Here is a 25,663-nt window from a genome sequence, read left to right on the forward strand (position 1 = left end):
GCTCATCCGATGGCTCCGGTTTCCGCGACCACGCTGCCCAGATAGGCTTCCTGCACCCGTGGATTGGCCCGCACGGCTTCGGGTGTGTCGAAGGCGATCACCTCGCCATAGACCAACACCGCGATGCGGTCGGCGAGGCCGAACACCACGCCCATGTCGTGCTCCACCGTGAGCAGGGTCTTGCCCGCGGTCACGGTGCGGATCAGGTCGATGAAGTGCCGGGTCTCGCTGCGGCTCATGCCGGCCGTGGGCTCGTCCAGCAAGATCACGCTGGCACCGCCGGCGATGGTGATGCCGATCTCCAGCGCGCGCTGCTCGGCATAGGTCAGGTTCATCGCCAGGTCGTCGCGGCGGGCATCGAGATGGATCATCGACATGATCTCCTCGGCCCGCTGGTTGACCTCGCGCAGATTGGACAACAAGCGCCAGAACACATAGCGCTGGCCGAGCGCCCACAGGCAGGCGCAGCGCAGGTTCTCGAACACCGACAAGCGGGTGAACAGGTTGCTGACCTGAAAGCTGCGCGCCAGGCCGCGGCGGTTGATGTCGTAAGGGGCGAGGCCATCGATGCGCTCGCCATGAAGCCGGATCTCGCCGCTGCTGAGCCCGAAACGCCCCGAGATCAGGTTGAACAAGGTGGACTTGCCGGCACCGTTCGGGCCGATCAGCGCGACCCGCTCGCCGGGTCGCACCTGCAGCGTGGCGCCGCGGATGATGGGCGTTTTGCCGAAGCGCTTGTGCGCGTCCAGCAGTTCCAGCGCAAAACCGGCTCCGGCAGCGGCCTGCGTCATGCGGTCTCCTCGCGGTGCCCACTGCCGTCGCCAGTCTCGTGCGCCTGGCTCCACTGGCGCTGGAAGTGGCGACGGCAGAGCTCAAAGAACGCCGCACCGGTCAGGCAGACCAGGGCCGAGCCCACCCAGCTGTCCATGTTGCGCACGTCGAGCGACGCCCCCAGCACCGTGACCGCGGAGCCCATCGCGTCGTCGAGTTGCAGGTGGTAGAGCATCTCGATCATCGCCGAGCTGCCCAGCAGCACCGCCAGCGCGGCTCCCCCCAACGCGAGGTAGCCGACCCACAGGCGGCGCAACTCGCCACGGGCCGCGAGCCGGACGTTCATCATCACCAGGCTCGCGAATCCGCCGGGCGCGAACATCACCATCAGCAGGAAGGTCAGGCCCAGGTACAGCAACCAGGCCTTGGTCAGTTCGGACAGCAGGGCCAGGGCCACCACCATCAGCACCGCGCCGATGATGGGCCCGAAAAAGAAGGTGGAGCCGCCCAGGAACACGAACAGCAGGTACGCCCCGGAGCGCGCCGCGCCCACCACCTCGGCCGTGACGATCTCGAAATTCAACGCGCCCAGGCCGCCCGCGATCCCGGCGAAGAAGCCCGAGATCACGAAGGCCAGGTAACGCACCCGACGGGTCGAATAGCCGATGAACTCGACCCGCTCGGGGTTGTCGCGCACGGCGTTGAGCATGCGCCCCAACGGCGTCAGGGTCAGCGCATACATGGCGGCGGTGCAGACGAAGCAATACAGCGCGATCAGGTAGTACAGCTGAATCTGCGGCCCGAAGCTGATGCCGAGCACCGGATGGCCGCTCACGCGATCGCCCGACACGCCGCCTTCGCCGCCGAAGAACTCCGGCAGCATCAGCGACATCGACCACACCAGTTCGCTGATGCCCAGCGTGATCATCGCGAACGTGGTGCCCGACTTCTTGGTCGTCACCCAGCCCAGCACGGCGGCAAACGCCAGGCCGCCGAGGCCGCCCACCAGCGGCACCAGGCTGACCGGCAGCGGCCATTGGCCGGCGGAAATCCGGTTCAGCGTGTGCATCGCGACAAAGCCGCCCAGGCCGCTGTACACCGCGTGGCCGAAGCTGAGCATGCCGCCCTGCCCCAGCAGGATGTTGTAGGCCAGGCAGGCGATGATCGCGATGCCGATCTGGCTGAGCATGCTTTGCGCGAAATCGCTGGTCCAGATCCAGGGCGCCACCAGCAACACTGCCGCGAACCCGCCCCAGATCCACATCGAACCTCGGCTCATGAAACTCCGATGCACCGATTCAGCCTTCACGGGTACCCAGCAGGCCCTTGGGCCGGAACACCAGCACCAGCACCAGCGCCAGGTAGGGCAGCGTCGGCGCGGCTTGCGACAAGGTGATGCGCAGCACCGGCCAGCCGAAGCTGCTGTCGCTCACATGGCCGCCCAGGCGGTTGATCAGATCGGCGGTCGACGCATCCACCGTCAACGGCAGGGTCTGCAAGAGCCCGACCAGCAGCGAGCCGACAAAGGCGCCGACCAGCGAGCCCATGCCGCCGACCACCACCACCACGAAAATGATCGGACCGACCACCGCGGCCATCGCGGGCTCGGTGACGAAGGTCACCCCACCGATCACCCCAGCCAGCCCGGCCAGGGCACAGCCGCTGCCGAAGACCAGCATCAACACCCGCGGCACGTTGTGCCCCAGCGCCTCGGCCATGTCGGGATGGGTCAACGCAGCCTGGATCACCAGGCCGACCCGGGTGCGGGTCAGCAACAGCCACAGCGACAGCAGCATGGCCAGCGCGATCAGCATCATGAACGCCCGGGTCATCGGGAAGCGCGAGCACTGGGCCGCAAGGTCGCCGGCCGCCTGGCACATCTGGGCCGGCGCCGCCCCGGCCACCACCGTCAGACCACGAGCCGACTTCACGAAGGTGAACGCGGCGCCTTGCAGCCAGGCCGGCGGGTCGAACTGCAGCGACGTGCGGCCCCAGATCAGTTGGACCACCTCCAGCACCACGTACGACAGGCCGAAGGTGATCAGCAACTCGGCGACATGGCCGTGGCGATGCACCCGGCGCAGCGCGAAGCGCTCGAAGCCGGCGCCCAGCACGCCCACCAGCACGGGCGCCAGCAGCAGCGCCGGGGTGAACCCCATCCAGGCCGTCAGCGCATAGCCCAGGTACGCGCCGAGCATGTAGAAGCTCGCGTGGGCGAAGTTCAGCACGCCCATCATGCTGAAGATCAGCGTCAGGCCGGCACTGAGCATGAACAGCAGCAGCCCTGAACTGACGCCGTTCAGCAGATTGATCAGGATCTGGTCCACAGGGGCTGGCGCAAGGACGAAAAAATGGAGGAAACCGGCTCAGGGCCGGCAAGCCGCGCCAGGGCAGCCGGCCGCCGTTTCAGCAGTTGCCGCACTCAGGGCCGCTTCATCTGGCACGAGGTCGGCGTGCTGGCCACGTAGGGCTCGTAGTACTTCACCGGCGCGAAGGTGTAGCCGGTGTTCTCGACACTGTACGGGTACTTGGCGTCGGCCTTCTGCCACAGCGAAATGTAGAGCCCCTGCTGCAGTTGGTGGTCGGACTTGCGCATCTCGACTTCGCCGTTGAAGCCTTGGAACTTCATGCCCTCCATCGCGGCGGCCACCTTCACCGGATCGGTCGACTTGGCCTTCACGAAGGCATCGGTCAGCATCTGGTACTCGTTGTAGATGTCCTGCGTGTAGAGATCGTCGTTGAAGCGGGCCTTGAACTCGTTGGCCAGCTTGCCCATCAGCCCGGGCATGTTGGAGTGCCCGTAAGCCACCATGTACACCCGGCCGGCGGCCGCGGCGCCCAGTGCGGTGGGCGTGCCGCTGACCGAGGCGTAATAGGTGTAGAACTTGGCGTTCAGGCCGGCATCGGCCGCCGCCTTCACGAGCAGGGTCAGGTCCGACCCCCAGTTGCCGGTGATCACCGTGTCGGCCCCGGAGGCCTTGATCTTGGCGATGTAGGGCGCGAAGTCGCGCACCTGGGCCAGCGGATGGAGATCGTCGCCGACGATCTTCACGTCCGGACGCTTGCGCGCCAGCAACTCCTTGGCGTACTTGCTGACCTGGTGGCCGTGCGAGTAGTTCTGGCCAATGATGTAGACCTTGTGGATGTCCTTCTGGTCTTTCATGAAGGTGGTCAGCGCCTCCATCTTCATCGAGGTATCGGCGTCCAGACGGAAATGCCAGTAGCTGCACTTGCTGTTGGTCAGGTCCGGGTCGACCGCGGCGTAGTTCAGGTAGAGCACCTCTTTGCCGGGGTTGCGCTCGTTGTACTTGTTGACCGCGTCGACCAGCGCCGCCGCGACGCCCGAGCCGTTGCCCTGCGTGATGTAGCGGGCGCCCTGGTCGATGGCGGATTTCAGCGCGTTGAGGCTTTCGGCCGGGCTGAGCTTGTTGTCGATCGGAATGAATTCGAACTTCACGCCGGCCGGGTTGTTCTTGTTGAAGTACTCGGCGAGGAACTGGAAGGTCTTGACCTGGTTCTGCCCGACCGGGGCCATCAGACCGGACAAGGGATCGATCCACGCGATCTTCACGGTCTCGCCCTTCTGCGCCCAGGCGGCATGGCACGACAAGGCCAGTGTGGCGACCAGACTCAAACCCAATGCGCGGCGGTTGAACTTCATCGTGATGCTCCGGGATAGTGGAAGGTTGTCTCGATCGACCCCGTGAACGGTAGCGGAACGCACCGCACTGCGGTTCAGGGACTACCACTAATCTCTGTCGCACAAGGGACAACGACAGCGATGCGACCATGAAAAAGCGGCCCGCAGGCCGCTCGTTGGCATGTTCAATCCGGATTGGAACCTCTCGCAGAGCTCGGCCGCTTCGCGCTTCGCGCCGCCCCACGGTCTCGCTGAGCTCAACCGCTTCGCCAGGCGAGAAACAGTCGGCAGGGACTGTTTCTCGTCCGGGCTCAGCCCATGTGCAGGCCGCCGTTGCAGGAGAAGTCGGCACCGGTGGTGAAGCCGGAATCCTCGCCGGCCAGCCAGGCGACGACCGAGCCGATCTCTTCCGGCGTTCCCAGGCGCTTGACGGGGATGGTGGCGACGATCTTCTCCAGCACCTCGGGCTTGATCGCTCGCACCATGTCCGTGCCGATGTAGCCGGGGCTGACGGTGTTGACGGTCACGCCCTTGGCCGCGAGCTCCTGGGCCAGCGCCATCGTGAAGCCGTGCATGCCGGCCTTGGCGGCCGAGTAGTTGGTCTGGCCGGCCTGGCCCTTCTCGCCGTTGACGGAACTGATCTGGACGATGCGGCCCCAGCCCTTTTCCACCATGTCAGGCACGACCTGCTTGGTCACGTTGAACATCGAGTTCAGGTTGGTGTCGATCACCGCGTGCCAGTCCTCGGGGGTCATCTTGAGGAACATGCGGTCCTTGGTGATGCCGGCGTTGTTGACCAGCACGTCGATCGGGCCATGCTCGCTCTTGGCCTTGGCGAAGGCCTCGACGGTGGAGTTCCAGTCCGCGACGTTGCCCACCGAAGCGTAGAAGGTGTAGCCCAGCGCCTTCTGCTCGTCCAGCCACTTCGTGAAGTCGCGGCTCGGGCCGCAGCCCGCGATGACGGTGAAACCTTCCTTGCTCAGGCGCTGGCAGATCGCCGTTCCGATGCCGCCCATGCCGCCCGTCACGTACGCCACTTTCTTGCTCATGATGCTCTCCTCTGTCCGTTCCATTGATGGTGGTCCTGCGCTGTACATCATCGTGCAGCGCCGCGGGCTTTCCAGCCCGTACTTTCCCGTTCAGCGCTCGACGGTCAGCGCGACGCCCATGCCGCCGCCGATGCACAGCGAGGCGATGCCCTTCTTCGCATCGCGGCGCTGCATCTCGTGCAGCAGCGTGACCAGAATGCGGCAGCCGGACGCGCCGATCGGGTGGCCGATCGCGATCGCGCCGCCGTTGACGTTGACCTTGCTGGTGTCCCAGCCCATTTCCTGGTGCACCGCGCAGGCCTGGGCCGCGAACGCTTCGTTGATCTCCAGCAGATCCAGGTCGGCGGCCTTCCAGCCGGCGCGTTCCAGCGCCTTGCGTGCGGCCGGCACCGGCCCCATGCCCATGTAGGCCGGGTCCAGCCCGGCGCTGGCGTAGCTGGCGATGCGGGCCAGCGGCTTCAGGCCCAGCGCTGCCGCCTTGGCCGCGCTCATCACCATCACGGCGGCGGCCCCGTCATTGATGCCCGATGCATTGCCCGCGGTCACCGAGCCGGCCTTGTCGAAGGCCGGGCGCAGGCCGCCCAGCGCATCGGCGTTGGTCTTGCGGTTCAGGAACTCGTCCGCGTCGAACACCAGCGGATCGCCCTTCTTCTGCGGAATCGACACGCCGACGATCTCGTCCTTGAACCTGCCGGCGTCTTGCGCCGCGGCGGCCTTTTGTTGCGAGGCCAGCGCCAGCGCGTCCTGCATCTCGCGGGTGATGCCGTACTTCTTGGCCACGTTCTCGGCCGTGATGCCCATGTGGTACTGGTTGTAGACGTCCCACAGGCCGTCGTTGATCATCGTGTCGACCAGCTTCCAGTCGCCCATGCGCTGGCCGTCGCGCGAATTCGGCAGCACGTGCGGGGCCATGCTCATGTTTTCCTGGCCCCCGGCGATGACGATCTCGCTGTCGCCGTCGCGCACGGCCTGGGCGGCCAGCATCACCGCCTTCAGGCCCGAGCCGCAGACCTTGTTGATCGTCATCGCCGGCACGGCCTGGGGCAGACCGGACTTGATCACCGACTGGCGCGCCGGATTCTGGCCCGAACCCGCGGTCAGCACCTGGCCGAGGATGACCTCGCCGATCTGCTCGCCCGACAGGCCACTGCGCTGCAGCAAGGCCTTGATGACGGTGGCGCCCAATTCGGGCGCCGCGACCTTGGCGAGCGAGCCGCCGAATTTGCCCACGGCGGTACGGGCGGCGGCGACGATGACGATATCGGACATGGTAGATCTCCTGAAAATGCGGTTGAGGGCTGCGGCCGGTCAGGCCTTCTGCTTCACATAGCGACCGGGCGCAGGCTCGATCGGCTTGTACTTGGGGCTGCCGGGCTTCCTGGGGGCAGCAATCAGCTTGCCTGCATGGGGCGCCAGCCAGTCCGCCCAGTCCGTCCACCAGCTGCCCGGATGCTCCTGGGCGCTCACCAGCCAGTCGTCGGCCCGGGGCGGCAGCTTGTCGCCGATCCAGTGGCTGCGTTTGCCGCTGGCAGGCGGGTTGATGACACCGGCAATGTGGCCCGATGCGCCCAGCACGAAGCGCTTCTTGCCCTTGAAGATGCGGGTCGATGCGTAGGCGCCCTTCCACGGCACGATGTGGTCCTCGCGCGATCCGTACAGATAGACCGGCGCCTTGATTGCACCCAGGTCGACTTTCTCACCGCAGACGGTCAGGCAGCCCGGCACCTTGAGCTTGTCTTCCAGGTAGGTGTTGCGCAGGTACCAGCAGTACATCGGCCCGGGCAGGTTGGTGGAATCGCCGTTCCAGTACAGCAGGTCGAACGGCGGCGGCGTCTCACCCTTCAGGTAATTGCCGACCACGTAGTTCCAGACCAGATCGTTCGGGCGCAGGAAGCTGAAGGTGGTGGCCAATTCCTGCCCCTTCAGCAGCCCGGGGCCCTGCGGCGCCTGGTCGCCCAGCGTCATCTCGCGCATCTGCACCATCGCTTCGTCGACGAAGAGGTCGAGCACGCCGGTGTCCGAGAAATCGACAAAGGTGGTCAGCAGGGTCAGCGAGGCGGCCGGCTGCTCGCCGCGGGCCGCCAGCACCGCCAGCGCGGTCGACAGAATCGTGCCGCCGACACAGAAGCCCAGGGTATCGAGCGTACGGGCCCCGGTGATGCCTTGCACCGCCCGGATGGCCGCGATGGCGCCGTGCTCGATGTAGTCGTCCCAGGTCTTGGACGCCATCGACTCGTCCGGATTGCGCCAGCTGACGACGAAGGTGCGGTGCCCCTGTTCGACGGTGTAGCGGATCAGCGAATTGGCGGGCTGCAGGTCGAGGATGTAGTACTTGTTGATGCAGGGCGGCACGAACAGCATCGGACGCTCGTGCACCTGGGCGGTCAGCGGCTTGTATTCGATGAGCTGGAAGAACTCGTTCTCGAACACCACCGCGCCCTCGGTCGTCGCGACATTGCGACCGACCTCGAACACGCTTTCATCGGTCTGCGAGACATGGCCTTGCTGCAGGTCGTTCCACAGCTGTTGCGCACCCTTGACGATGCTCTCGCCACGGGTTTCCAACGCCTTGCGCTGGGCCTCGGGATTGAGCGCCAGGTAGTTGCTGGGGCTGACCGCGTCGATCCACTGCTGCACGGCGAACTGGATGCGGGCCCGCGTCTTCGCGTCCCCCTCGACCGACTCGGCCAGACGCATCAGCGTGCGCGAGTTGAGCAGGTACATCTGGGTCGCAAAGGCCGAGCCGGGGTTCTCGAGCCAGTCCTTGGCGGCGAAGCGCCGGTCCTTCAGCGCCGGGGCGGGTTCGCTCGCCGGGGTCGACGGCGAGGTCAGCGACGCGTTCCACAGCCGCGTCGCTTCCTTCAGATAATCGGCCTGCAGGCCGCTGAGCAGATCGGGCGCCAGGTTCAGGCCCGACATCGATTTCAAGAGCCCGCCGACGGCCGCGCCGAAGGCATCGGCGCTGTTCGGGAGCGGTGAGCCGCTTTCGCTCTTGGACGCAAAGCCCTGCTGATTCACTGCGTTGTCTCCTCGCATGGGACCGGGGCGCATCGACGTGCAACCTCAGGGACGGTCATTCGCTGTTGTACGGCAGCAAGCTTACCTCATGATGACTTCAATTTCCACAACTTGATATCACTTTTCACTATACAAAATGCATATCGTCGCCATCGCCTGGATCTTTGTCGTGGTGCTGATGGCTCTTGCGGAAGGCACCGCAACCAACGGCAGCTGGCTGGGCGCGCTGGTGACCCTTCTGATGGATGGCGTCTTGCCACTGAGCCTGGTGCTCTACCTGATGGGAACGCCAGCGCGTCGCCGGGCGCAACGACGGCGTTCACCGGAGCCGCACGTCCCGCTCGAGCCCAAGTCAGCGGAGCCACACGGCGGCGGCCTGGCGGCCGGTGACCCGGTCGCGCCGGTACGAGAAGAACCGTAGCGGCTCGCCGTAGGTGCACCAGGTCCCGCCCTGCGCGGCCTCCACGCCGGCGGCCCGCAGACGCCAGCGCGCCAAGGCCGGCAGGTCGGCCCACCATTTGCCGGCCACGCCGGTCGGCTGGAAATGCCGGTGGCCGGCTTCACCAAACGCATCGCGCACGTCATCGCCCACCTCGAAGTGCCGCGGACCGATGCAGGCACCGAGCCAGGCAACCAGTTCGCGGGGCTCGCACCCGGCGGCGTCGCACAAGGCGGCCACGGTGTTGTCGAGCACCCCCCCCGCCAGGCCGCGCCAGCCGGCATGCGCCGCCCCCACGCCGCGCCCGTCCGGCGCGGCCAGCAGGACCGGCAGGCAGTCCGCGACCAGCACGGTGCAGGCCACGCCCCGCTCGGTGGTGATGCTGGCGTCGGCCTGCTGCAGCAGTGCGCCATCGGCCGGTCGGGCATCCCGGGCCCGCAGTCGAACCACACGTGCGCCATGAACCTGATCGAGCCAGACCGGCACCGCGCCGTCCAGCAGGGCGGTGAATCGCCGCTGGTTCTCCGCCACCGCGGCCGGCCGGTCGGCGCCGCCGCCGCCGAGGACCGACGGGCGCAGGTTCAGGCCGTCGAACGGCGCCTCGCTGACCCCCCCGACCCGCGTGCTCATCAGACCGGCCGCCTCGGCAGGCAGGCCGTTCGCCACCAAGACCTCAGCGGCACCCTCAGGTCGCATCGGGACAGTTTTCCGGACGGGTCGACTCGAAGGCCTCCAACGCCATGCACGCGTCGAACACCCGCATCACCTGCGGCACATGGTCCAGTCGACATTCGAAACGGCGGGCGTTGAAGATCTGCGGCACGAGCAGACAATCGGCCAGCGTCGGGGTGTTGCCGTGGCAGAAGCGGGACGGTTGCGCCGCCAGCTGGCGCTCGACCGTTTCCAGGCCGGTCTCGACCCAATGGCGGTACCAGCGGTTCTTGTCGTCCTCCGAGACCTGCAGCGAATGCGACAGGTAACGCAGCACGCGCAGGTTGTTCAGCGGATGGATCTCACAGGCGATGTCCAACGCCAGGGCCCGGATGCGGGCACGCTCGGCCGCCGAACCCGGCAGCAGCGGCGGCTCCGGGTGCTGCTCATCCAGGTACTCGATGATCGCCAGCGATTGATGGACCGTCACCTCGCCCTCCCTGAGCAAGGGCACCAGCCGCGTCGCCGACACGGCGGTGTAAGACTCGCTCATCTGCTCGTTGCGCTGCAAATGCACGGTCTTGTAGTCGTATGTCAGGCCCTTCAGGGCCAGCGCGATGCGCACCCGGTACGACGCCGACGAGCGGAAGTAGTTGTAAAGCTCCAAGAAACCTCCTGTCTGCACCGGAACGGCGACAGAGATGACCGAGTTCTCACGGTCCCCCGGCACGCGGTCAATGATGCCATGCCGGGCCGCTACACTGCCGCCCCATGGTGACCGCAGGTTCGATCAAACATTGCCGCAATTGCGGGGCCCCGGTGGCTTACGTCGTCCCCGCGGACGACAGCCGGCCCCGCGCCGTCTGCACCGCCTGCGCCACGATTCACTACGAGAACCCGCTGAACGTCGTCGGCACCGTACCGGTGTGGCAAGACCGCGTTCTGCTTTGCCGCCGCAACATCGAGCCGCGCCGCGGCCTGTGGACCCTGCCGGCCGGCTTCATGGAGCTCGACGAGACGAGTTCGCAAGGCGCGCTGCGCGAGACCGACGAGGAATCCGGAGCGCGAGTGGAACTGCAAGGCCTGTTCTCGGTCCTCAATGTGGCGAAGGTGGGTCAGCTCCATCTCTACTACCGCGCCGCCATGCTCGATACCCATCTCGCGCCGGGACCCGAAACCATCGAGGCCCGCCTGTTCACCGAAGCGGAGATCCCGTGGGACGAACTGGCGTTCCGCACCGTGCGTGAAACGCTGCGCCTGTTCTTCTCGGACCGGCGCAAGGGTCAGTTCGGCATGCATTGTGTCGATATCGCCTGAAGTGCATTCTTGCGGCCCCCTGCCGGCCCGCCCCCACACCCCACCATGCCCGACACTCCGCCACCCACGCCCGCCAACAGACCCCAGGCCACGGTGTCGGCCGTTGACGCTCGAAGCGCACAGCGCCAGTTGCCGCCCGCCAGTCTGCGCGAGGATTTGCTGACGCCCGACCCGCTGCTGGACTGCCTGGTCGAGATCTGCCGGCTGCACGGCCACAGCGCGACGCGGGCCTCGCTGTCCTCGGGGCTGCCGCTGGTCTCCGGCCGGCTGCCCCTGACGCTGGCCGACCGGGCTGCGGCGCGTGCCGGCATGTACAGCCACCTGGAGCGCCGCGCTCCCGAGGCGATCGACCGGGCCACGCTGCCGGCGGTGCTGATCCTCAACGAGGGCAAGGCCTGCATCCTGCTCGGTTGGACCGATGCCGGCGACGCCCGCGTGCTGTTGCCGGAGACCGGCCAGGGCGCGGTGACACTGAGCCCGGACGACCTCGCGCAGCGCAGTGCCGGCCTGACGCTCTACGTGCGACCGCATTTCCGCTACGACGCGCGAACGCCGGAGGTCCGCCCGACCCGCCAGGGCCACTGGTTCTGGTCCACGCTGCTGGCCCAGCGGCAGGTCTATCGCGACATCCTGCTGGCGGCGGCGCTGGTCAACGTCTTTGCGCTGGCCAGTCCGATGTTCACGATGAACGTCTATGACCGGGTGGTGCCGAACGCCGCCCACGAGACCCTGTGGGTGCTGGCCATCGGGGTGGCGGTGGTGATGGCGTCGGACCTGATCCTGCGCAAGCTGCGCAGTCACTTCGTCGACGAAGCCAGTGCCCGCATCGACGTGGAGATCTCCGCCCACCTGATGGAAAAGGTGCTGGGCATGCGGCTCGAGAACCGGCCGCAGTCGGTCGGCTCGTTTGCGTCGAACCTGCGCGGCTTCGAGCAGGTTCGCGACCTGATCGCATCGTCCACGGTCACGGCGCTGATCGACCTGCCCTTCGGCCTGTTGTTCATTGTCGTGATCGTCTTCATCTCGCCTTGGCTCGCGATCCCGGTGGTCCTGGGCTTCCTGGGCATCGTGCTGGCCGGCTGGATCATCCAGGACAAGCTGCACCACCTGGCCGAGACCACCTACCGCGCCTCGGCCATGCGCAACGCGACGCTGATCGAGAGCCTGACCGGCATCGAGACCATCAAGTCCCAGGGCGCCGAGGGCCAGATCCAGGCCCGCTGGGAAAAGACCAACGTCTTCCTCGCCGAGACGACGGTGAAGATGCGCGCCCTCTCCCAAGGCACGAACTACCTGACGAACTGGGCGGTCCAGATGGTGACCGTCGTGATGGTCGTGGCCGGGGTCTACCTGATCGGCGAACGCATGTTGACCATGGGCGGCCTGATCGCCTGCACGATGCTGTCGAGCCGGGCGCTGGCGCCGGCGGGCCAGATCGTCGGCCTGCTGATGCAGTACCAGGGCGCCCGCACCGCCCTGGAAGGCCTCGAGAAGATCATGCAGCAGCCGGTCGAGCGGCCGGAGGGTACCGCCAGCATCCACCGCGCCAAGCTCAAAGGCGAGATCGAGTTCAGAAACGTGTCGTTCAAGTACCCTGGCCGCGACGACAGCGCCTTGGAGAACGTCAGCCTGCGGATCAACCCAGGCGAACGCGTCGCGCTGATCGGCAAGGTGGGCTCGGGCAAATCCACGCTGCAGCGCCTGATGATGGGGCTGTACCAGCCGACCGATGGTTCGGTGCTGATCGATGGCGTGGATTTGCGCCAGCTGGACCCGGCCGACCTGCGGCGCAACGTCGGCTATGTGTCGCAGGACGTGATGCTGTTCTTCGGCAGCCTGCGCGAGAACATCACCTTCGGCCTGCCCTTCGCCGACGATGGGTCCATCGTGACCGCCGCCGAGATGGCCTGCCTGGCCGATTTCGTCAATCGCCACCCGGAGGGCTTCGACATGAACGTGGGCGAACGCGGCGAGGCGCTGTCGGGCGGTCAGCGGCAGGCGGTCGGCCTGGCGCGAGCCGTGCTCCACAACACTCCGGTCCTGCTGCTCGACGAACCGACCAGCGCGATGGACTTCTCCACCGAGGCGACGATCACCCAGCGCCTGGCCGAGTTCGGGCACGACAAGACGGTCGTCCTGGTGACGCACCGCACCTCCCTGCTGTCGCTGGTGAACCGGGTGATCGTGGTCGACGGCGGCAAGATCGTCGCCGACGGTCCGCGCGACCGCATCATGGAGGCGCTGCAGAACGGCCGCATCGCGAGGGCGGCATGAACGACGCTTCGATGACCCCCCGCCCCCCCGCCCCGGACTCGTCGACGGCCGATGCCGAGGCCACCTCGACTCGCTACACCGTCAGCATGACGACCTCCGGCGAAGCGGCTGCGGCGCCGACCGGCGACCCGTGGATGGCCCGCCTGTGGCGCGGCTTGAAAGCGCTGTTTTCGCCCACCTCGTCCAGCGACGAGATGCCGGGCATGGATGCCTTCGAACGCTCCATCGGGCATGTGATGTCGCGCCAGCAGACCCACCGTGCCCAGAGCATCGTGCGCATCGCCGCCGCGGTGGTGGTGATCCTGCTGGTCTGGGCCGGCTTCGCGCGGGTCGACGAGGTCACCCGGGGCGAAGGCAAGGTGGTGCCCTCGCGCCAGTTGCAGGTGCTTCAGTCCCTCGACGGGGGCGTGGTCTCGGAGATTCTGGTCCACGAAGGCCAGGTGGTCGAACCGGGGCAGGTGCTGCTGAAGATCGACGAGACGCGCGCGACATCCGGCGTGCGCGAAAGCGAAGCCCAGGGATTCGCCCTCGAAGCCCGCACGGCGCGCCTGCGCGCGCTGGCGGAAGGCTCGGCATTCAAGCCGCCCGAGCCCGGCAACGCCGAAGAACAGCAGATCGTCGATGAGGAGCGCCGCCTCTACGAGTCCAAACTGAGCGAGCTCGGCACGATGGTGTCGATCAACCGGCAGCAGTTGTCGCAGCGCCAGCAGGAACTCGCCGAAATGCAGTCTCGCCGACGCGAGGCCTTGCGCAGCCTGGACCTGTCGCAGCAAGAACTGACCCAGACCCGTCCGCTGCTGGCCACCGGTGCCGTGTCGCAAGTGGACATTCTCCGGCTGGAGCGCGACGTCACCAAAAATCGCGGCGATGCCGACCAGGCGCTGGCCCAGATCGCCCGGGTGCAGGCGGCGATCAGCGAGGCGACGCACAAGATCCAGGAAACCGAGCTGAGTTTTCGCAACGACGCCCGCAAGGACATGGCCGAAGCCATGGGCAAGCTCAATGCGCTGAACGAAGGCACCGTCGCGTTGACCGACAAGGTCAACAAGTCCCAGGTCAAGTCGCCGGTGCGGGGACGCATTCAACGGCTGCTGGCCAACACCGTGGGCGGGGTCGTCCAACCGGGCAAGGACATCGTCGAGATCGTTCCTCTGGACGACACCCTGGTGCTCGAAGCCCGGGTTCAGCCCAGAGACATCGCCTTCATCGTGCCGGGACAGTCGGCCACCGTGAAGTTCAGCGCCTACGACTTCTCGATTTACGGCGGCCTGGACGCGAAGGTGGAAAACATCAGCCCCGACACCGTGGTCGACGAGAAGGGCAACGCGTACTACGTGGTCCGGGTGCGCACCACGCAGCCCAATTTTGGCGCCAAGCTGCCGGTGATTCCAGGCATGACGGCCGAGGTCGACATCCTGACCGGCCACAAGACCGTGCTGTCGTACCTGCTCAAGCCGATCCTGCGGGCCAAGGCTTACGCGTTGCGGGAACGTTGATCGCGCAGCCCGCCGGCCCGTGCGCCGGATGGGTTGGCGACAACCAAGGACCGTCTCGGCCGTGACGCGCAATTCGCGTCAGTGGCCCACGACCGGCCCCGTCACGCCGTCCACGCCGCATTGCCACAGCGCGTCGGCATCGGCACGCGACGACACGCCCTCTGCGTAGACCGCCAGGCCCAGGCCGCGGAGCATCCGGACCCCGCTGCTCACATGCTGGTGCCGCGCCAGATCGCTGGCCAGGCCCTCGGTCAGGCTGGCATCCAGCTTCGCGAAGTCCAGTCCCGTCTCCAGCAGCGCGCCGGACTCCCCGAGGGCGTCTCCAACATGCTCCAGGCCGACGCGCGCGCCAAAGGCGTGGGCCTGCGTGGCCAGCTCGCGCAGAAGTGACAAATGGCGCCGGGCGCCGGCCTCGGCGACTTCCAGCCACAGGCCGGGAGCCACCTCCCGGTGGGCTGTCAGCAAGTCCCTCAGGCCCCGCATGAAGTCGCCGTCGAGCAAGGATCCCGCGCTGAGATTGACGGCGCGGGGCACGCCATCGGCCGCGATCGCCTGCAGCGCCAGTTGCACCGCCGCCAGATCGATCCGGGCGGTGAGCATCAGACGGCGCGCCATGGGCAGCCATTGGGCCGCCGGCATCCAGTCGCCAGAACCGTCCAACCGGATGCGCAGCGGGCATTCGAGATGAACCACGCCCCCGTTCGGATCCGCCATGGCGAACTCCACCAGCTTCAACTGCTGCCCCGACAACGCCGCCTCCAGGTGCCGCCGCCACTCATCCTCACCCAGCACCAAGCCATCGCCGGTGTCGTCGAGCTCGACCGCGTACGCCCCCCGCGCCTCGGCACGCGCCAAGGCCTGGTCGGCGGCGGCCAGCAAGGACGAGATCGGTGCACCATGCCACCATCGCACGGCCCCTACCACCGCCGCCGAAGTCAGGCCCTGGCTGCGCAAGAGGTTGCGCAGACGTGCCGCCACGTCGACCGCAGACTCGCGCATGGAGTCGACTTCCGGCAGGATCATCGCAAAGTCCGATCCGTTCAGGCGCCCGACTTCGCTGCCGCGGGTACGCGCGGCCGATTCGACAATGGCCGCCGCCGCGGACTGCAGCAGTCGATCGGTCGACGCATGGCCGACTTGCCGATTGAGCACCTGCAACTCCGTCAGCCTCACCAGCACGAGAGCCCCCGCCGCGCTGCCGTCCTCGCTCCCCAGCAAGACCTTCAGGCGACCCATGAAATGGGAGCGGTTGGACACACCGGTCAGCGCGTCGCAATGGGCCTGCCGGCGCAGCTGATCGACCTGCCCGGCCTGTTCGTCGAACATCGACTTGAGCCTCATCACCATCGCATTCATCGCGCGGGTGACGTTTCTCAGCTCTGGAACAGTCGGCTCGCTGACGGTGACGAAGCGCCGCTCCATCAATGCAGTGGCCTGGTTCACCACCGCCGCCAGGGGACGCTGGATGCGCCGCACGCCCATCGCAGCGATCAAGGCCGCCGCCATGCCGACGGCGGCCAGCCAACCGACGGTGGTCATCGTGCCTCGCCACAATTCGTCGTCGGCAAAGTCGACCTGGCTCATCACCTCCAGCCGGCCGAGCTGTTTCCAGCCATCGGAGACCTGGGCCACGCCGACACTCGGCGCGATAGCCAACCAATGCACGAACCAGTCGGGAGCACGGCCGGACCGGGGCGCGCTCCGGCGCGACACCAACGGCTGGCCGTTCGGACCGAGCAGGTCGATACGCTGATAGGCGCCGGTATCGAACTGGCTGGTCAGCGCCAATTCCATCGCCGTCAGATCGCCCTTTTGCTGAGACATCGTCAGCGCCAGCGCCTGGGCCACGTCGTTGTTCTTGAGCGCCAACTGGAGCTCGAGGTAATGGCGCGCCGACTGCACGGAGGCTGCCGTCGCGCCCAGCAAGGCGACCGCCAGGGTGAGCCACAGCAGCAACCACACTTGGCGAATCAATGACATGCGTCCTCCATGGGCCCGTTTATACCTGTTGCGACCGCACTGCAAGGCTTCAAAAGAAGCCTTCCTGGCGCGCTTTCCTCATCACCTCACCCCACCGGGTCAGGCGCTCGCCGGGATGGCCGTGCACGCGATCGCCGGAAGTGCCTGCCCAGATGCCTTCCGCATTGAAGCTGAACACGGGCGTCAGGTCCGGCCGCTGGGACGCCAGGTGCAGGCCGGGGACCAGGCTGTCCAGCACCCAGGGGTCGGCATCGGGCGTCGGATAATAGGCCAGCACCATGTGCGGCTGAATCACACCGCCGTCCAGCAGCGCGCGGACATAGACCATTCGCAGGCGTTGATTCGGAATCCCCAGCGCGACGAGCGTGAAGTATTTCGCGATCGCAAAATCCTCGCAATCCCCGGCCCCCTTTTCCAGGGTTTCCATCGGGCTCGCCCAATAGTCGACCTGACCCCAGTTATCAATATCTTCGCGGTAGGCGATTCGTTGATTAAAGAAATCATTGATTGCAGGGATCATGACGGCATCGCGCTGACCCGCCACCCGGGACATGGTGGCTTGCAGCGCCTGCGCTGCCGCCAGCGTCTGCGGCCCTCGTTGTGCGGCGACGGACACGACGCGGCGGGCATCCCAGGCGTAAGGGCCTGCACCCGTCCATGGGCTGAGCAACAGCACGCCGCACATCGCCCATGCGAGCAGCCATCCCAGCTTGCGCGTCGCGGTGGCCATAGGGACTTGTCGGGTGATCACGAGCAAACATCGGCCGATCTGCACGCGACTTGAGCCCATTTCAGTCCATCGCGGCACCGAGACATTTATCACGCCATCGTCCGCGACGTGCCTGACAGGGCCGGCCTCCCCCCAAGTTCGTGGGGGGGCCTTCCGCAGGCCTCGTGTACATTTGGAAACGTTTTGGTACCCGATCCGCTCCATCCATAGGACACACGATGAAGAAAAAACTCATTGGCTTGAGTTTGATGACCCTGGCCTGCTGCTCGGCGCTGTCCCAAACCTCACCGGTCACCGTGGCCGCACAAAAAGCCATTGAAACCAATCCGGATGTCACCGCGAAGCTGAATGCGTTTCGGGCTTCCATCGATGATGTGGACGTGGCCTCCAGTGCGATGAAACCCCGGCTTGACCTGTCGGCCGATGTCGGTCGCGATAACAGTCGAATCGTCGGGCGCCTGCCGTCCGAAGATGCGAATTTGCCTCGGACCGGCGTGGCCTTGACCGCCACCCAATTGTTGTGGGACGGCTGGGCGACGAAAAACGACGTAGGTCGAGCCACTCACGCCAAACTGGCGCGGTACTTTGATTTTGTCGACAGCACCGAGCAAACCGCACTGGAGGCGGCGCGCGCCTATTACGACGTGGCGCGGTATCGCCGCCTGATGAGCCTGGCGGAGGACAACTACGTCCAGCACCGCTATGCGAACGACCAGATCCAGTCGCGCGTCAAGGCCGGGGTGGCTCGTGGCGTCGACCTGGAGCAGGCCGGTGCGCGCCTGGCGCTGGCCGAGTCCAACCTGGTGACCGAGCGCGCGAATCTGCACGACGTGATCGAGCGCTATCGCCGCATCGTGGGCGAGATGCCTCCATCCCAGGCCGTGGCCGGCGACCCCCTGCTCAAGCCCCTGCCGGCCAGTGGCGCTGCGGCACTGGAGACGACGGCGACCACCAGCCCGGTGATCGCCAGCGCGATCGAGAACCTGCGCTCGGTGCGTGCCCAGGCGCAAAGCCGCAAGGGGGCCTATCAGCCCCGCATCGAGGCACGCCTGAGGGCCGGTGCCGGCAATAACCTGGACGGACTCACCGGCCAGAAGCGCGACGTGCTGGGACAAATCGTGCTGAATTGGAATCTCTTCAACGGTGGGGCGGATGATGCACGCCAGCGTCAGGCCGTCAACCAGCTGAACGAGGCCAAAGAACTCCGGGACAAGGCCTGCCGGGACACCCGTCAGACCGTGGCCATCGCCTACAACGATGTCGGCAAGCTGACCGTCCAGCTCGGCTACCTCGCGGCCAACGTGGCTGCGATCGAGAAGGCGCGCGACGCCTACCGCCAGCAGTTCGACATCGGGCAACGCAGCCTGCTCGATCTGCTCAACGCCGAGAACGAGGTCTACACCGCAAGGCGGGCGTATGCGATGGCCGAGTCCGATCTGCAGGTGGCCAGGGTTCGTACCTTCGCCGGCATGGGCACGCTGCTGGCGGCGCTGGGACTGGCCCGGGACGACGCCCGGTCGCTGGCACCCGAGGCCGAGCACTGGTCTGAAGACGGTGATGGCGCAAGCCATTGCCCGCTGACGCCGACCGTTCTCGACGGCGCGACGTTCTCGGATCTGGACGCTCGCGCCCAGGCCCTGATCAAGCCCACCCCCACCCTCGCGCCGACCCCGGTCCCGGACGCCGCCGCAACACCGGCCCCGACGCCGGCTGTGACGCCCGCGCCCGCGCCGGCCGCGCTCGTCGAGCAGCGGCTGCACGATTGGGCCGCCGCCTGGATGGCCAAGGACTTGCCGAGCTACTACGGCTTCTACAGCCAGGACTTCGGGCCGCTGAAGGCCCATCGCGCCCGCTGGATGGCCGATCGCAGGCGCGCCCTCACCAAACCGGGCGACATCCGCGTGGTGCTGTCCGACATCCAGACCCGCACGGTGTCGCCGACCGAAGTCGAGACCACCTTCCGTCAGACCTATACGTCGGCCAACTTCTCGGACGAGATGGTCAAGACGCTGACCTGGACCAAGGTGGGGTCGGACTGGCTGATCGCCAACGAGACGAATCGCTGATCGGCCTGCGGCCGTCGTGACGGCGGCCGCTGTTTTCCGCACCAGGCCAGGCCTGAGCGTCATTTTTGGATAGACTCCAAGGCCATGCTCATCGGGCGGGTGCCTCGTTGCCCGCTGCTGACGGGCCCATGCCTGGGTCCGCGCGGCGCACGCCACTGCCGCTGAATCGCCTTTCCGAACCCCACCATGCCGGCCTTCCGAAACCTGACACGCCCCCTGCCCCTGAGTCTGGCGCTCGCCACCCTTGTCCTGGGGGCGGGTCTGCCCACGAGCGTCTGGGCGCAGCCGTCGGCACCCACGCCTTCGTCGGCGGTCCAGGGTGCCGATGTTCCGGAAATCCAGCGCCTGATCAAGGACGGGCAGCACGCCCAGGCGCTCAAGCTGATCGACGAGGCGCTGGCCCGCAATCCGAAAGATCCGCAAATGCGATTCCGGCGCGGCGTCGCGTTGTCGATGCTCGATCGGAAATCCGAGGCCCTGGCGGTCTTCCAGAAGCTGGTGGAAGACCATCCCGACATGCCGGCACCGTACAACAACATGGCTGTGATCTACGGTGCCCAAGGCGACTACGAAAAGGCTCGAGGCGCGCTGGAACGCGCCATTCGAACCAATCCCGCCTACGCCACGGCCTACCAGAACCTGGGCGATGTCTACGCCCAACTGGCCAGCCAGGCCTACACCAAGGCGTTGCAGCTCGACAAGACCGACCGCACCGTGCCACCCAAGCTGTCCTTGCTGCGCGAATTGACCAGCGGAACGCCGGCAGCCCCCAGTACCTCGGTCGCCGCCGCTGCCACGGCCGCGGTGCCGGCGCCGGCCAAGTCGCCGGCGCCGACGCCGGCGGCCGTGGAGCATCAACCGGTGCAGGCCGCCACCAAGCCCCCCGCACCTTCGGCAAGCGGCAAGCCCGCCGCCGAAACCAGGCCGGTCGTGACGGCCGACGCAGATGTCGAACGCGCGGTCAAGTCCTGGGCCTCCGCCTGGAGTCGCCGTGACATGAGCAGCTACTACGCCGCCTACACCGCCGAGTTCTCCGGGCAGGCCGGTTCGCACAAGGCATGGCAGAAGGAGCGGCACGATCGGATCGCCACCAAGAAATCGATCCGGGTCGGGGTCAGCGATTTGAAGATCACGGTCAACGGAGACCGCGCCGTGGCACACTTCCGCCAGACTTATCAGTCGGATGCCTTGTCCAGCAACAGCCGCAAGACGCTTGAATTCGCTCGGTCCGGTGGCCGGTGGTTGATTCGCCAGGAATCGATCGGCGGTTGAATTGAGGTGCCCTGAAACACGCCTGCCTCGCCCATGCTGATCCCGAACCGCCGGTCAAGACGTCGCGGCGCGGTCGCCATGGCCATCGGTGCCATGACCGTGATGGGTCTGCTGTCGGCACACGGCCTGTCGTCATTGTTGCCATCGGCGCACGGGTCGTCGACCGAGGGACGGGGCGCGCCGCCCTCTGCCGTTGCGCGCGTGGCCATGCGCTTGGCCGACAGCCCTGGCGACACCGCCGTTCCGCCCGACGCACTCGTTGGCAGCCCGGAAGCGCGATTGATCGCCATTTATCGGTTGATTGCCGACAACCAGCTCGACACCGCGCTTCGGGCCGCGCAGGCCCTGACGCAGACCGAGCCGAACTTCAAATTGGCTCAGCTGGTCAACGCCGACCTGATGTCGGCGCGCTTCGGTGAACTCACCGGCTTCGGCACCGCAGAGCGTCGGCTCACCGGCGTGGCTGCGACCGAACTGGGCGAACTCAAGAGCGAGGCACGCCTGCGCCTCCAGGCCTTGCAGGAGCGTCCGCCGCATGCCGAAGTGCCCGACGAGTTCGTCACTCTGCCGCCCAGCACACCCTACGCCATCGCGGTCGACACCTCGCGGGCCCGTCTCTACCTGTTCCGCAACGGGCCGCAGGGCTTGCACCTGATCGACGATTTCTACGTCTCGGTGGGCAAGCAAGGCGTCGACAAGCTGGTCGAAGGCGATCAGCGCACGCCGCTGGGCGTCTACTTCGTCACCACCCACCTGGATCCCCATGCCCTGCAGCGCCGTTTTGGCGCAGGCGCCTTGCCGCTGAACTATCCCAATGCCTACGACAAGTTCAAGGGGCGCACCGGTAGCGGCATTCTGCTGCACGGTGTGCCGGCGGACACCTATGCGCGGCCGCCGCTCGACAGCGACGGCTGCGTGGCGATGGCCAACGACGATCTGCGCAAGCTGGCGGCCGAATTGCCGTTGCGCGGCACGCCGGTGGTGATCACCCGCAGGATCAACTGGGTACCGCAGCAGCAGCGCCCGTCCATGCCGGGGCTTGCGTCGTTCGACGACGCCTTGGCCAAGTGGCAGCAGGCGCGGATGCGCGCGGACCGCACCACCTTGGAGGCTTTCTACGCCGAGGATCGTTCCGGCGCTGACACGGCCGAACAACGCCAGCTCCGTGAACGCCTGGCGACGCCCCCGGTCAAGCTGGACCAGGTGAGCCTGGTGACCTGGCATGACGACCAGGGCAAGATGGTCGTGACCTTCCGCGAGGTGGCTTCGTCTCCCCGCCACGACCACGTGATGCGCCAGTACTGGGACCGCCAAGGATCCCAGTGGCGCATCGTCGCCGAAGGCCAGGTGCTCTGAGCCGACCGCATCGGGAGGCTCGTCGTTCGAGCGCCTCTCGCCACGGGGTCCGCCGGAACCGATCGTCGGGCCGGGTTCAGCGCCTGGTCGGCGGAAGGTCCGTACAGCTGCCGTGCGCGACTTCCGCCGCCATGCCGATGCTCTCGCCCAGCGTGGGGTGGGGGTGGATGGTTTTGCCGATGTCCACCGCGTCAGCGCCCATCTCGATGGCCAGCGCGATCTCGCCGATCATGTCGCCCGCATGGGTTCCCACGATGCCGCCCCCCAGGATCCGGCCGTGGCCATGGGCCTCGGGCGAATCGTCGAACAGCAGCTTGGTGTAGCCCTCGTCGCGGCCATTCGCGATGGCCCGGCCCGAAGCCGTCCAGGGGAACAAGCCCTTCTTCACCTTGATGCCCTGCGCCTTGGCCTGGTCTTCGGTCAGGCCCACCCAGGCCACCTCGGGATCGGTGTAGGCCACGCTGGGGATCACGCGGGCATTGAACGCGGCCGAGGCCAGTTCCTTGTTGCCCTGCAGCGTGCCTGCGATCACCTCGGCCGCCACATGCGCCTCGTGCACGGCCTTGTGCGCCAGCATCGGCTGGCCCACCAGGTCCCCGATGGCGAAGATGTGCGGCACGTTGGTGCGCATCTGCACGTCCACGTTGATGAAGCCACGGTCGGTCACCGCCACGCCCGCCTTGTCGGCGGCGATCTTCTTGCCGTTGGGCGTGCGGCCCACGGCCTGCAGCACCAGGTCGTAGGTCTGCTCGCTGCGGCTGCCGTCGGCCGCCTCGAACTCGACCTTGATGCCCTCGGGCATGGCCGTCGCGCCCACCGTCCTGGTCTTCAACATGATGTTGTCGAAACGGTGCGCGTTCATCTTCTGCCAGACCTTCACGAGGTCTCGGTCGGCCCCCTGCATCAGGCCGTCGAGCATTTCCACCACGTCCAGACGCGCGCCCAGCGTCGAGTAGACCGTACCCATCTCCAGGCCGATGATGCCGCCGCCCACGATCAGCATGCGCTTGGGCACGGCCCCCAGCGCCAACGCGCCGGTGCTGTCCACGATGCGCTCGTCGTCGGGGAAGAACGGCAGCCGCACCGCCTGCGAGCCGGCCGCGATGATCGCGTGTTTGAACTTCACGACCTGGGTGGCGCCCGTCTTGTCCTGGCCGTCGCCGGTGGTTTCTTCCACCTGCACGTGGTTCGGGTCGACGAAGGCGCCATAGCCGCGCAGCGTGGTGACCTTGCGCATCTTGGCCATCGCGGCCAGGCCGCCGGTCAGCTTGGCGATGACGTTCTCTTTGTGACCGCGCAGCTTGGCGATGTTGACCTGGGGCTGACCGAAGTCGACGCCCAGGTCGGCCATGTGGCGGACCTCGTCCATCACCGCGGCCACGTGCAGCAGCGCCTTGGAGGGGATGCAGCCCACGTTCAGGCAGACGCCACCCAGCGTGGCGTAGCGCTCGACGATCACCACCTTGAGACCCAGGTCGGCCGCGCGGAAGGCGGCCGAATAGCCGCCAGGGCCGGCGCCCAGCACCAGCAGGTCGCACTCCACGTCGGCCGCGCCGCGGTAGCTGCCGGCCGTGCCGGCCACTGCAGCCTCAGGCGCGGCGGCGGGAGCGGGTGCGGGAGCCACAGGCGCTGCGGCGGCGGGAGCGGGAGCCGCCGCCTCACCCGCCGCTTCCAGCGTCAGGATGACCGAGCCCTGGTTGACCTTGTCGCCCAACGCGACCTTGAGCGCCTTGACCACGCCCGCATGAGACGACGGGATCTCCATCGACGCCTTGTCGCTCTCGACCGTGATCAGGCTTTGCTCCGCCTTCACGGTGTCGCCGGGCTTGACCAGCAACTCGATCACGCCCACGTCCTTGAAATCGCCGATGTCCGGCACTTGCACTTCGATCATTGCCATGTCGTGCTCCTTACAGCGCGATCCGACGGAAGTCGGCCAGCAGCGATGCGAAGTAAACGTTGAAGCGAGCGGCCGCGGCGCCGTCGATCACCCGGTGGTCCCAGCTCAGCGACAGCGGCAGCATCAGCCGCGGCTGGAAGGCCTTGCCATCCCACTTCGGTTCGATGCTGCTCTTGCACACGCCCATGATGGCCACTTCCGGCGCGTTGATGATGGGCGTGAAGTAACGCCCACCGATGCCGCCCAGCGAAGAGATGCTGAAGCAGCCTCCCGTCATCTCGGCCGGACCCAGCTTGCCGTCGCGGGCCTTCTTGGCCAGCTCGCTCATTTCGGCACTGATCTGGAGGATGCCCTTCTTGTCGCAATCCCTGATGACCGGCACCATCAGACCGTTGGGCGTGTCCGCCGCGAAGCCGATGTGGAAGTAGTTCTTCAGCACCAGGGTGTCGCCGTCCAGGCTGGCATTGAACTCCGGGAACCTCTTCAGCGCCGCCACCGCGGCCTTGATCATGAAGGCCAGCATGGTCACCTTCACGCCGCTCTTCTCGTTCTCCTTGTTCAGCTGGACGCGCAAAGCTTCGAGCTCGGTGATGTCGGCATCGTCATGATTCGTGACGTGCGGGATGACGACCCAATTGCGGTGCAGGTTGGCGCCCGAGATCTTCTTGATGCGCGAGAGGTCCTTGCGCTCGACCGGGCCGAACTTGGCGAAGTCCACCTGCGGCCAGGCCAGCAGACCAGGGAAGGCGCCACCGGCGGCGGCCGGCGCGGTTGCGGGAGCCTTGGCCTTTTGCGCAGCCGTTTGCAGGTTGCCGGCCAGCACGCCCTTGACGAAGCCCTGCACGTCGTCCTGCGTGATACGCCCCTTCAGGCCGGAACCGGTCACTTCCGCCAGGGGCACGCCCAGCTCGCGCGCGAGCTTGCGGATGCTGGGGGAGGCGTGCGGCAGGCCTGGCGCCGGCGTGCCGGGTTGATGCACAGCCGGGGTAGCGACAGCCACCGGCGCCGCGGCCGCGGCGGGAACGGGGGCCGCGGCGGTTGCCGGCGCCGGCGCGGCCGCAGCCATGACAGCCGGCGCAGCAGCCGGTGCGCCGCCTGCGGCGCCCTCCAGCACCACCAGCGGCGTGCCCTGGTTGACCTTGTCGCCCAGCGCGACCTTGATTTCCTTGATCACACCCGCGTGCGATGACGGAATTTCCATCGAGGCCTTGTCGCTCTCGACCGTGATCAGGCTTTGCTCCGCCTTGACCGTGTCGCCCACCTTGACCAGCAGTTCGATGACGGCCACGTCGTGGAAATCGCCGATATCGGGCACCAGCACCTGGATCGGGCCGGTGGCCGTCGCGACAGCGGCCGCGACGGGCGCAGCGGCCACAGGTACCGGCATGGCGGCAGCGGGTGCCGACGCTGCAGGGGTCGAGGCAGCCCCCTCGGGTGCCCCCGCCCCCGCCACCTCCAGCATCAACAACAAGCTGCCTTCGCTGACCTTGTCGCCCAGCGCGACCTTGAGTTCCTTGACCACGCCGGCGTGCGACGACGGGATTTCCATCGAGGCCTTGTCGCTCTCGACGGTGATCAGGCTTTGCTCGGCCTTCACCGTGTCGCCGGGCTTGACCAGCAGTTCGATGATGGCCACGTCCTTGAAGTCCCCGATGTCGGGAACCTTCACTTCAATCAATGCCATGGTGTCTGTCTCCTGGTCCG

Annotated in this window: 19 protein-coding genes; 6 read left to right on the top strand and 13 right to left on the bottom strand. The window is 66.9% G+C overall.

The window, feature by feature from the left end; genetic code table 11:
- Window positions 1–2: 2 nt before the first annotated feature.
- The 9 genes from AC0N04_RS15385 to maiA form a co-directional block, all read right to left on the bottom strand.
- A complete protein-coding gene (locus AC0N04_RS15385) occupies window positions 3–791 on the bottom strand; it encodes an ABC transporter ATP-binding protein (protein WP_474283140.1) in 789 nt (262 codons plus the stop codon).
- Complete coding sequence (locus tag AC0N04_RS15390) at window positions 788–2,050, bottom strand: branched-chain amino acid ABC transporter permease (RefSeq protein WP_474283141.1); 1,263 nt, start codon at window positions 2,048–2,050, stop codon at window positions 788–790. The genes AC0N04_RS15385 and AC0N04_RS15390 overlap by 4 nt, the downstream gene beginning before the upstream one ends.
- A 19-nt stretch (window positions 2,051–2,069) precedes the next feature.
- On the bottom strand, window positions 2,070–3,041 hold the full coding sequence (locus AC0N04_RS15395) for a branched-chain amino acid ABC transporter permease (protein ID WP_474283305.1): 972 nt from the start codon (window positions 3,039–3,041) through the stop codon (window positions 2,070–2,072).
- Between the two features lie 152 nt (window positions 3,042–3,193).
- Entirely contained in the window at window positions 3,194–4,432 is a 1,239-nt protein-coding gene (locus AC0N04_RS15400; protein ID WP_474283142.1) for a branched-chain amino acid ABC transporter substrate-binding protein, read from the bottom strand.
- A 290-nt stretch (window positions 4,433–4,722) separates the two neighbouring features.
- Window positions 4,723–5,460 carry an acetoacetyl-CoA reductase gene (phbB, locus tag AC0N04_RS15405; RefSeq protein WP_474283143.1) on the bottom strand — a complete coding sequence of 246 codons (738 nt, stop codon included), beginning with the start codon at window positions 5,458–5,460 and terminating at the stop codon, window positions 4,723–4,725.
- Between the two features lie 90 nt (window positions 5,461–5,550).
- Complete coding sequence (locus tag AC0N04_RS15410) at window positions 5,551–6,729, bottom strand: acetyl-CoA C-acetyltransferase (RefSeq protein WP_474283144.1); 1,179 nt, start codon at window positions 6,727–6,729, stop codon at window positions 5,551–5,553.
- Window positions 6,730–6,768: 39 nt separating this feature from the next.
- The gene (gene phaC, locus AC0N04_RS15415; protein ID WP_474283306.1) at window positions 6,769–8,496 is read right to left on the bottom strand and encodes a class I poly(R)-hydroxyalkanoic acid synthase; all 1,728 of its coding nucleotides are present in this window, start codon (window positions 8,494–8,496) and stop codon (window positions 6,769–6,771) included.
- A 334-nt stretch (window positions 8,497–8,830) separates the two neighbouring features.
- Window positions 8,831–9,547 (bottom strand): peptidoglycan editing factor PgeF, encoded by a 717-nt coding sequence (gene pgeF, locus AC0N04_RS15420; RefSeq protein WP_474283307.1) that lies wholly within the window; start codon window positions 9,545–9,547, stop codon window positions 8,831–8,833.
- Between the two features lie 55 nt (window positions 9,548–9,602).
- Window positions 9,603–10,235: a maleylacetoacetate isomerase gene (maiA, locus tag AC0N04_RS15425; RefSeq protein ID WP_474283145.1), complete on the bottom strand. Its 633-nt coding sequence runs from the start codon at window positions 10,233–10,235 to the stop codon at window positions 9,603–9,605.
- A 104-nt stretch (window positions 10,236–10,339) separates the two neighbouring features.
- On the opposite strand from maiA, the gene AC0N04_RS15430 reads away from it, so the two are divergent.
- The 3 genes from AC0N04_RS15430 to AC0N04_RS15440 all read left to right on the top strand — a co-directional run bounded on the left by AC0N04_RS15430 (window position 10,340) and on the right by AC0N04_RS15440 (window position 14,655).
- The gene (locus AC0N04_RS15430; RefSeq protein ID WP_474283146.1) at window positions 10,340–10,885 is read left to right on the top strand and encodes an NUDIX hydrolase; all 546 of its coding nucleotides are present in this window, start codon (window positions 10,340–10,342) and stop codon (window positions 10,883–10,885) included.
- A 45-nt stretch (window positions 10,886–10,930) separates the two neighbouring features.
- Entirely contained in the window at window positions 10,931–13,159 is a 2,229-nt protein-coding gene (locus tag AC0N04_RS15435; protein ID WP_474283147.1) for a type I secretion system permease/ATPase, read from the top strand.
- A gap of 194 nt (window positions 13,160–13,353) precedes the next feature.
- A complete protein-coding gene (locus AC0N04_RS15440) occupies window positions 13,354–14,655 on the top strand; it encodes an HlyD family type I secretion periplasmic adaptor subunit (protein ID WP_474283308.1) in 1,302 nt (433 codons plus the stop codon).
- Window positions 14,656–14,733: 78 nt separating this feature from the next.
- Here the strand turns inward: AC0N04_RS15440 and AC0N04_RS15445 are convergent, their stop codons facing one another.
- Window positions 14,734–16,635: a bifunctional diguanylate cyclase/phosphodiesterase gene (locus AC0N04_RS15445; protein ID WP_474283148.1), complete on the bottom strand. Its 1,902-nt coding sequence runs from the start codon at window positions 16,633–16,635 to the stop codon at window positions 14,734–14,736.
- Between the two features lie 49 nt (window positions 16,636–16,684).
- On the bottom strand, window positions 16,685–17,365 hold the full coding sequence (locus tag AC0N04_RS15450) for a transglutaminase-like cysteine peptidase (protein ID WP_474283149.1): 681 nt from the start codon (window positions 17,363–17,365) through the stop codon (window positions 16,685–16,687).
- 218 nt (window positions 17,366–17,583) lie between these two features.
- On the opposite strand from AC0N04_RS15450, the gene AC0N04_RS15455 reads away from it, so the two are divergent.
- The 3 genes from AC0N04_RS15455 (at window position 17,584) to AC0N04_RS15465 (ending at window position 22,059) form a co-directional block, all read left to right on the top strand.
- The gene (locus tag AC0N04_RS15455) at window positions 17,584–19,431 is read left to right on the top strand and encodes a TolC family outer membrane protein (protein WP_474283150.1); all 1,848 of its coding nucleotides are present in this window, start codon (window positions 17,584–17,586) and stop codon (window positions 19,429–19,431) included.
- Window positions 19,432–19,617: 186 nt separating this feature from the next.
- On the top strand, window positions 19,618–20,703 hold the full coding sequence (locus tag AC0N04_RS15460) for a YybH family protein (protein ID WP_474283151.1): 1,086 nt from the start codon (window positions 19,618–19,620) through the stop codon (window positions 20,701–20,703).
- A gap of 78 nt (window positions 20,704–20,781) precedes the next feature.
- The gene (locus AC0N04_RS15465; protein ID WP_474283152.1) at window positions 20,782–22,059 is read left to right on the top strand and encodes a L,D-transpeptidase family protein; all 1,278 of its coding nucleotides are present in this window, start codon (window positions 20,782–20,784) and stop codon (window positions 22,057–22,059) included.
- 76 nt (window positions 22,060–22,135) lie between these two features.
- Here the strand turns inward: AC0N04_RS15465 and lpdA are convergent, their stop codons facing one another.
- On the bottom strand, window positions 22,136–23,959 hold the full coding sequence (gene lpdA, locus AC0N04_RS15470) for a dihydrolipoyl dehydrogenase (protein ID WP_474283153.1): 1,824 nt from the start codon (window positions 23,957–23,959) through the stop codon (window positions 22,136–22,138).
- A gap of 10 nt (window positions 23,960–23,969) precedes the next feature.
- On the bottom strand, window positions 23,970–25,643 hold the full coding sequence (gene aceF / locus AC0N04_RS15475; RefSeq protein WP_474283154.1) for a dihydrolipoyllysine-residue acetyltransferase: 1,674 nt from the start codon (window positions 25,641–25,643) through the stop codon (window positions 23,970–23,972).
- Window positions 25,644–25,663 lie beyond the last annotated feature (20 nt).

This window comes from Ideonella sp. sgz306126 (assembly GCF_056032705.1).

Bases quoted from the DNA above. Each gene is read 5' to 3' on its own strand.
- AC0N04_RS15385 (WP_474283140.1), bottom strand. From the start codon at position 791: ATGACGCAGGCCGCTGCCGGAGCCGGTTTTGCGCTGGAACTGCTGGAC.
- AC0N04_RS15410 (WP_474283144.1), bottom strand. From the start codon at position 6,729: ATGTCCGATATCGTCATCGTCGCCGCCGCCCGTACCGCCGTGGGCAAA.
- pgeF (WP_474283307.1), bottom strand. From the start codon at position 9,547: ATGAGCACGCGGGTCGGGGGGGTCAGCGAGGCGCCGTTCGACGGCCTG.
- AC0N04_RS15440 (WP_474283308.1), top strand. From the start codon at position 13,354: ATGCCGGGCATGGATGCCTTCGAACGCTCCATCGGGCATGTGATGTCG.
- AC0N04_RS15390 (WP_474283141.1), bottom strand. From the start codon at position 2,050: ATGAGCCGAGGTTCGATGTGGATCTGGGGCGGGTTCGCGGCAGTGTTG.
- AC0N04_RS15450 (WP_474283149.1), bottom strand. From the start codon at position 17,365: ATGGCCACCGCGACGCGCAAGCTGGGATGGCTGCTCGCATGGGCGATG.
- AC0N04_RS15455 (WP_474283150.1), top strand. From the start codon at position 17,584: ATGAAGAAAAAACTCATTGGCTTGAGTTTGATGACCCTGGCCTGCTGC.
- AC0N04_RS15460 (WP_474283151.1), top strand. From the start codon at position 19,618: ATGCCGGCCTTCCGAAACCTGACACGCCCCCTGCCCCTGAGTCTGGCG.
- AC0N04_RS15430 (WP_474283146.1), top strand. From the start codon at position 10,340: ATGGTGACCGCAGGTTCGATCAAACATTGCCGCAATTGCGGGGCCCCG.
- phaC (WP_474283306.1), bottom strand. From the start codon at position 8,496: ATGCGAGGAGACAACGCAGTGAATCAGCAGGGCTTTGCGTCCAAGAGC.
- AC0N04_RS15395 (WP_474283305.1), bottom strand. From the start codon at position 3,041: ATGCTCAGTGCCGGCCTGACGCTGATCTTCAGCATGATGGGCGTGCTG.
- AC0N04_RS15465 (WP_474283152.1), top strand. From the start codon at position 20,782: ATGGCCATCGGTGCCATGACCGTGATGGGTCTGCTGTCGGCACACGGC.
- AC0N04_RS15435 (WP_474283147.1), top strand. From the start codon at position 10,931: ATGCCCGACACTCCGCCACCCACGCCCGCCAACAGACCCCAGGCCACG.
- AC0N04_RS15445 (WP_474283148.1), bottom strand. From the start codon at position 16,635: ATGTCATTGATTCGCCAAGTGTGGTTGCTGCTGTGGCTCACCCTGGCG.
- lpdA (WP_474283153.1), bottom strand. From the start codon at position 23,959: ATGGCAATGATCGAAGTGCAAGTGCCGGACATCGGCGATTTCAAGGAC.
- AC0N04_RS15400 (WP_474283142.1), bottom strand. From the start codon at position 4,432: ATGAAGTTCAACCGCCGCGCATTGGGTTTGAGTCTGGTCGCCACACTG.
- phbB (WP_474283143.1), bottom strand. From the start codon at position 5,460: ATGAGCAAGAAAGTGGCGTACGTGACGGGCGGCATGGGCGGCATCGGA.
- aceF (WP_474283154.1), bottom strand. From the start codon at position 25,643: ATGGCATTGATTGAAGTGAAGGTTCCCGACATCGGGGACTTCAAGGAC.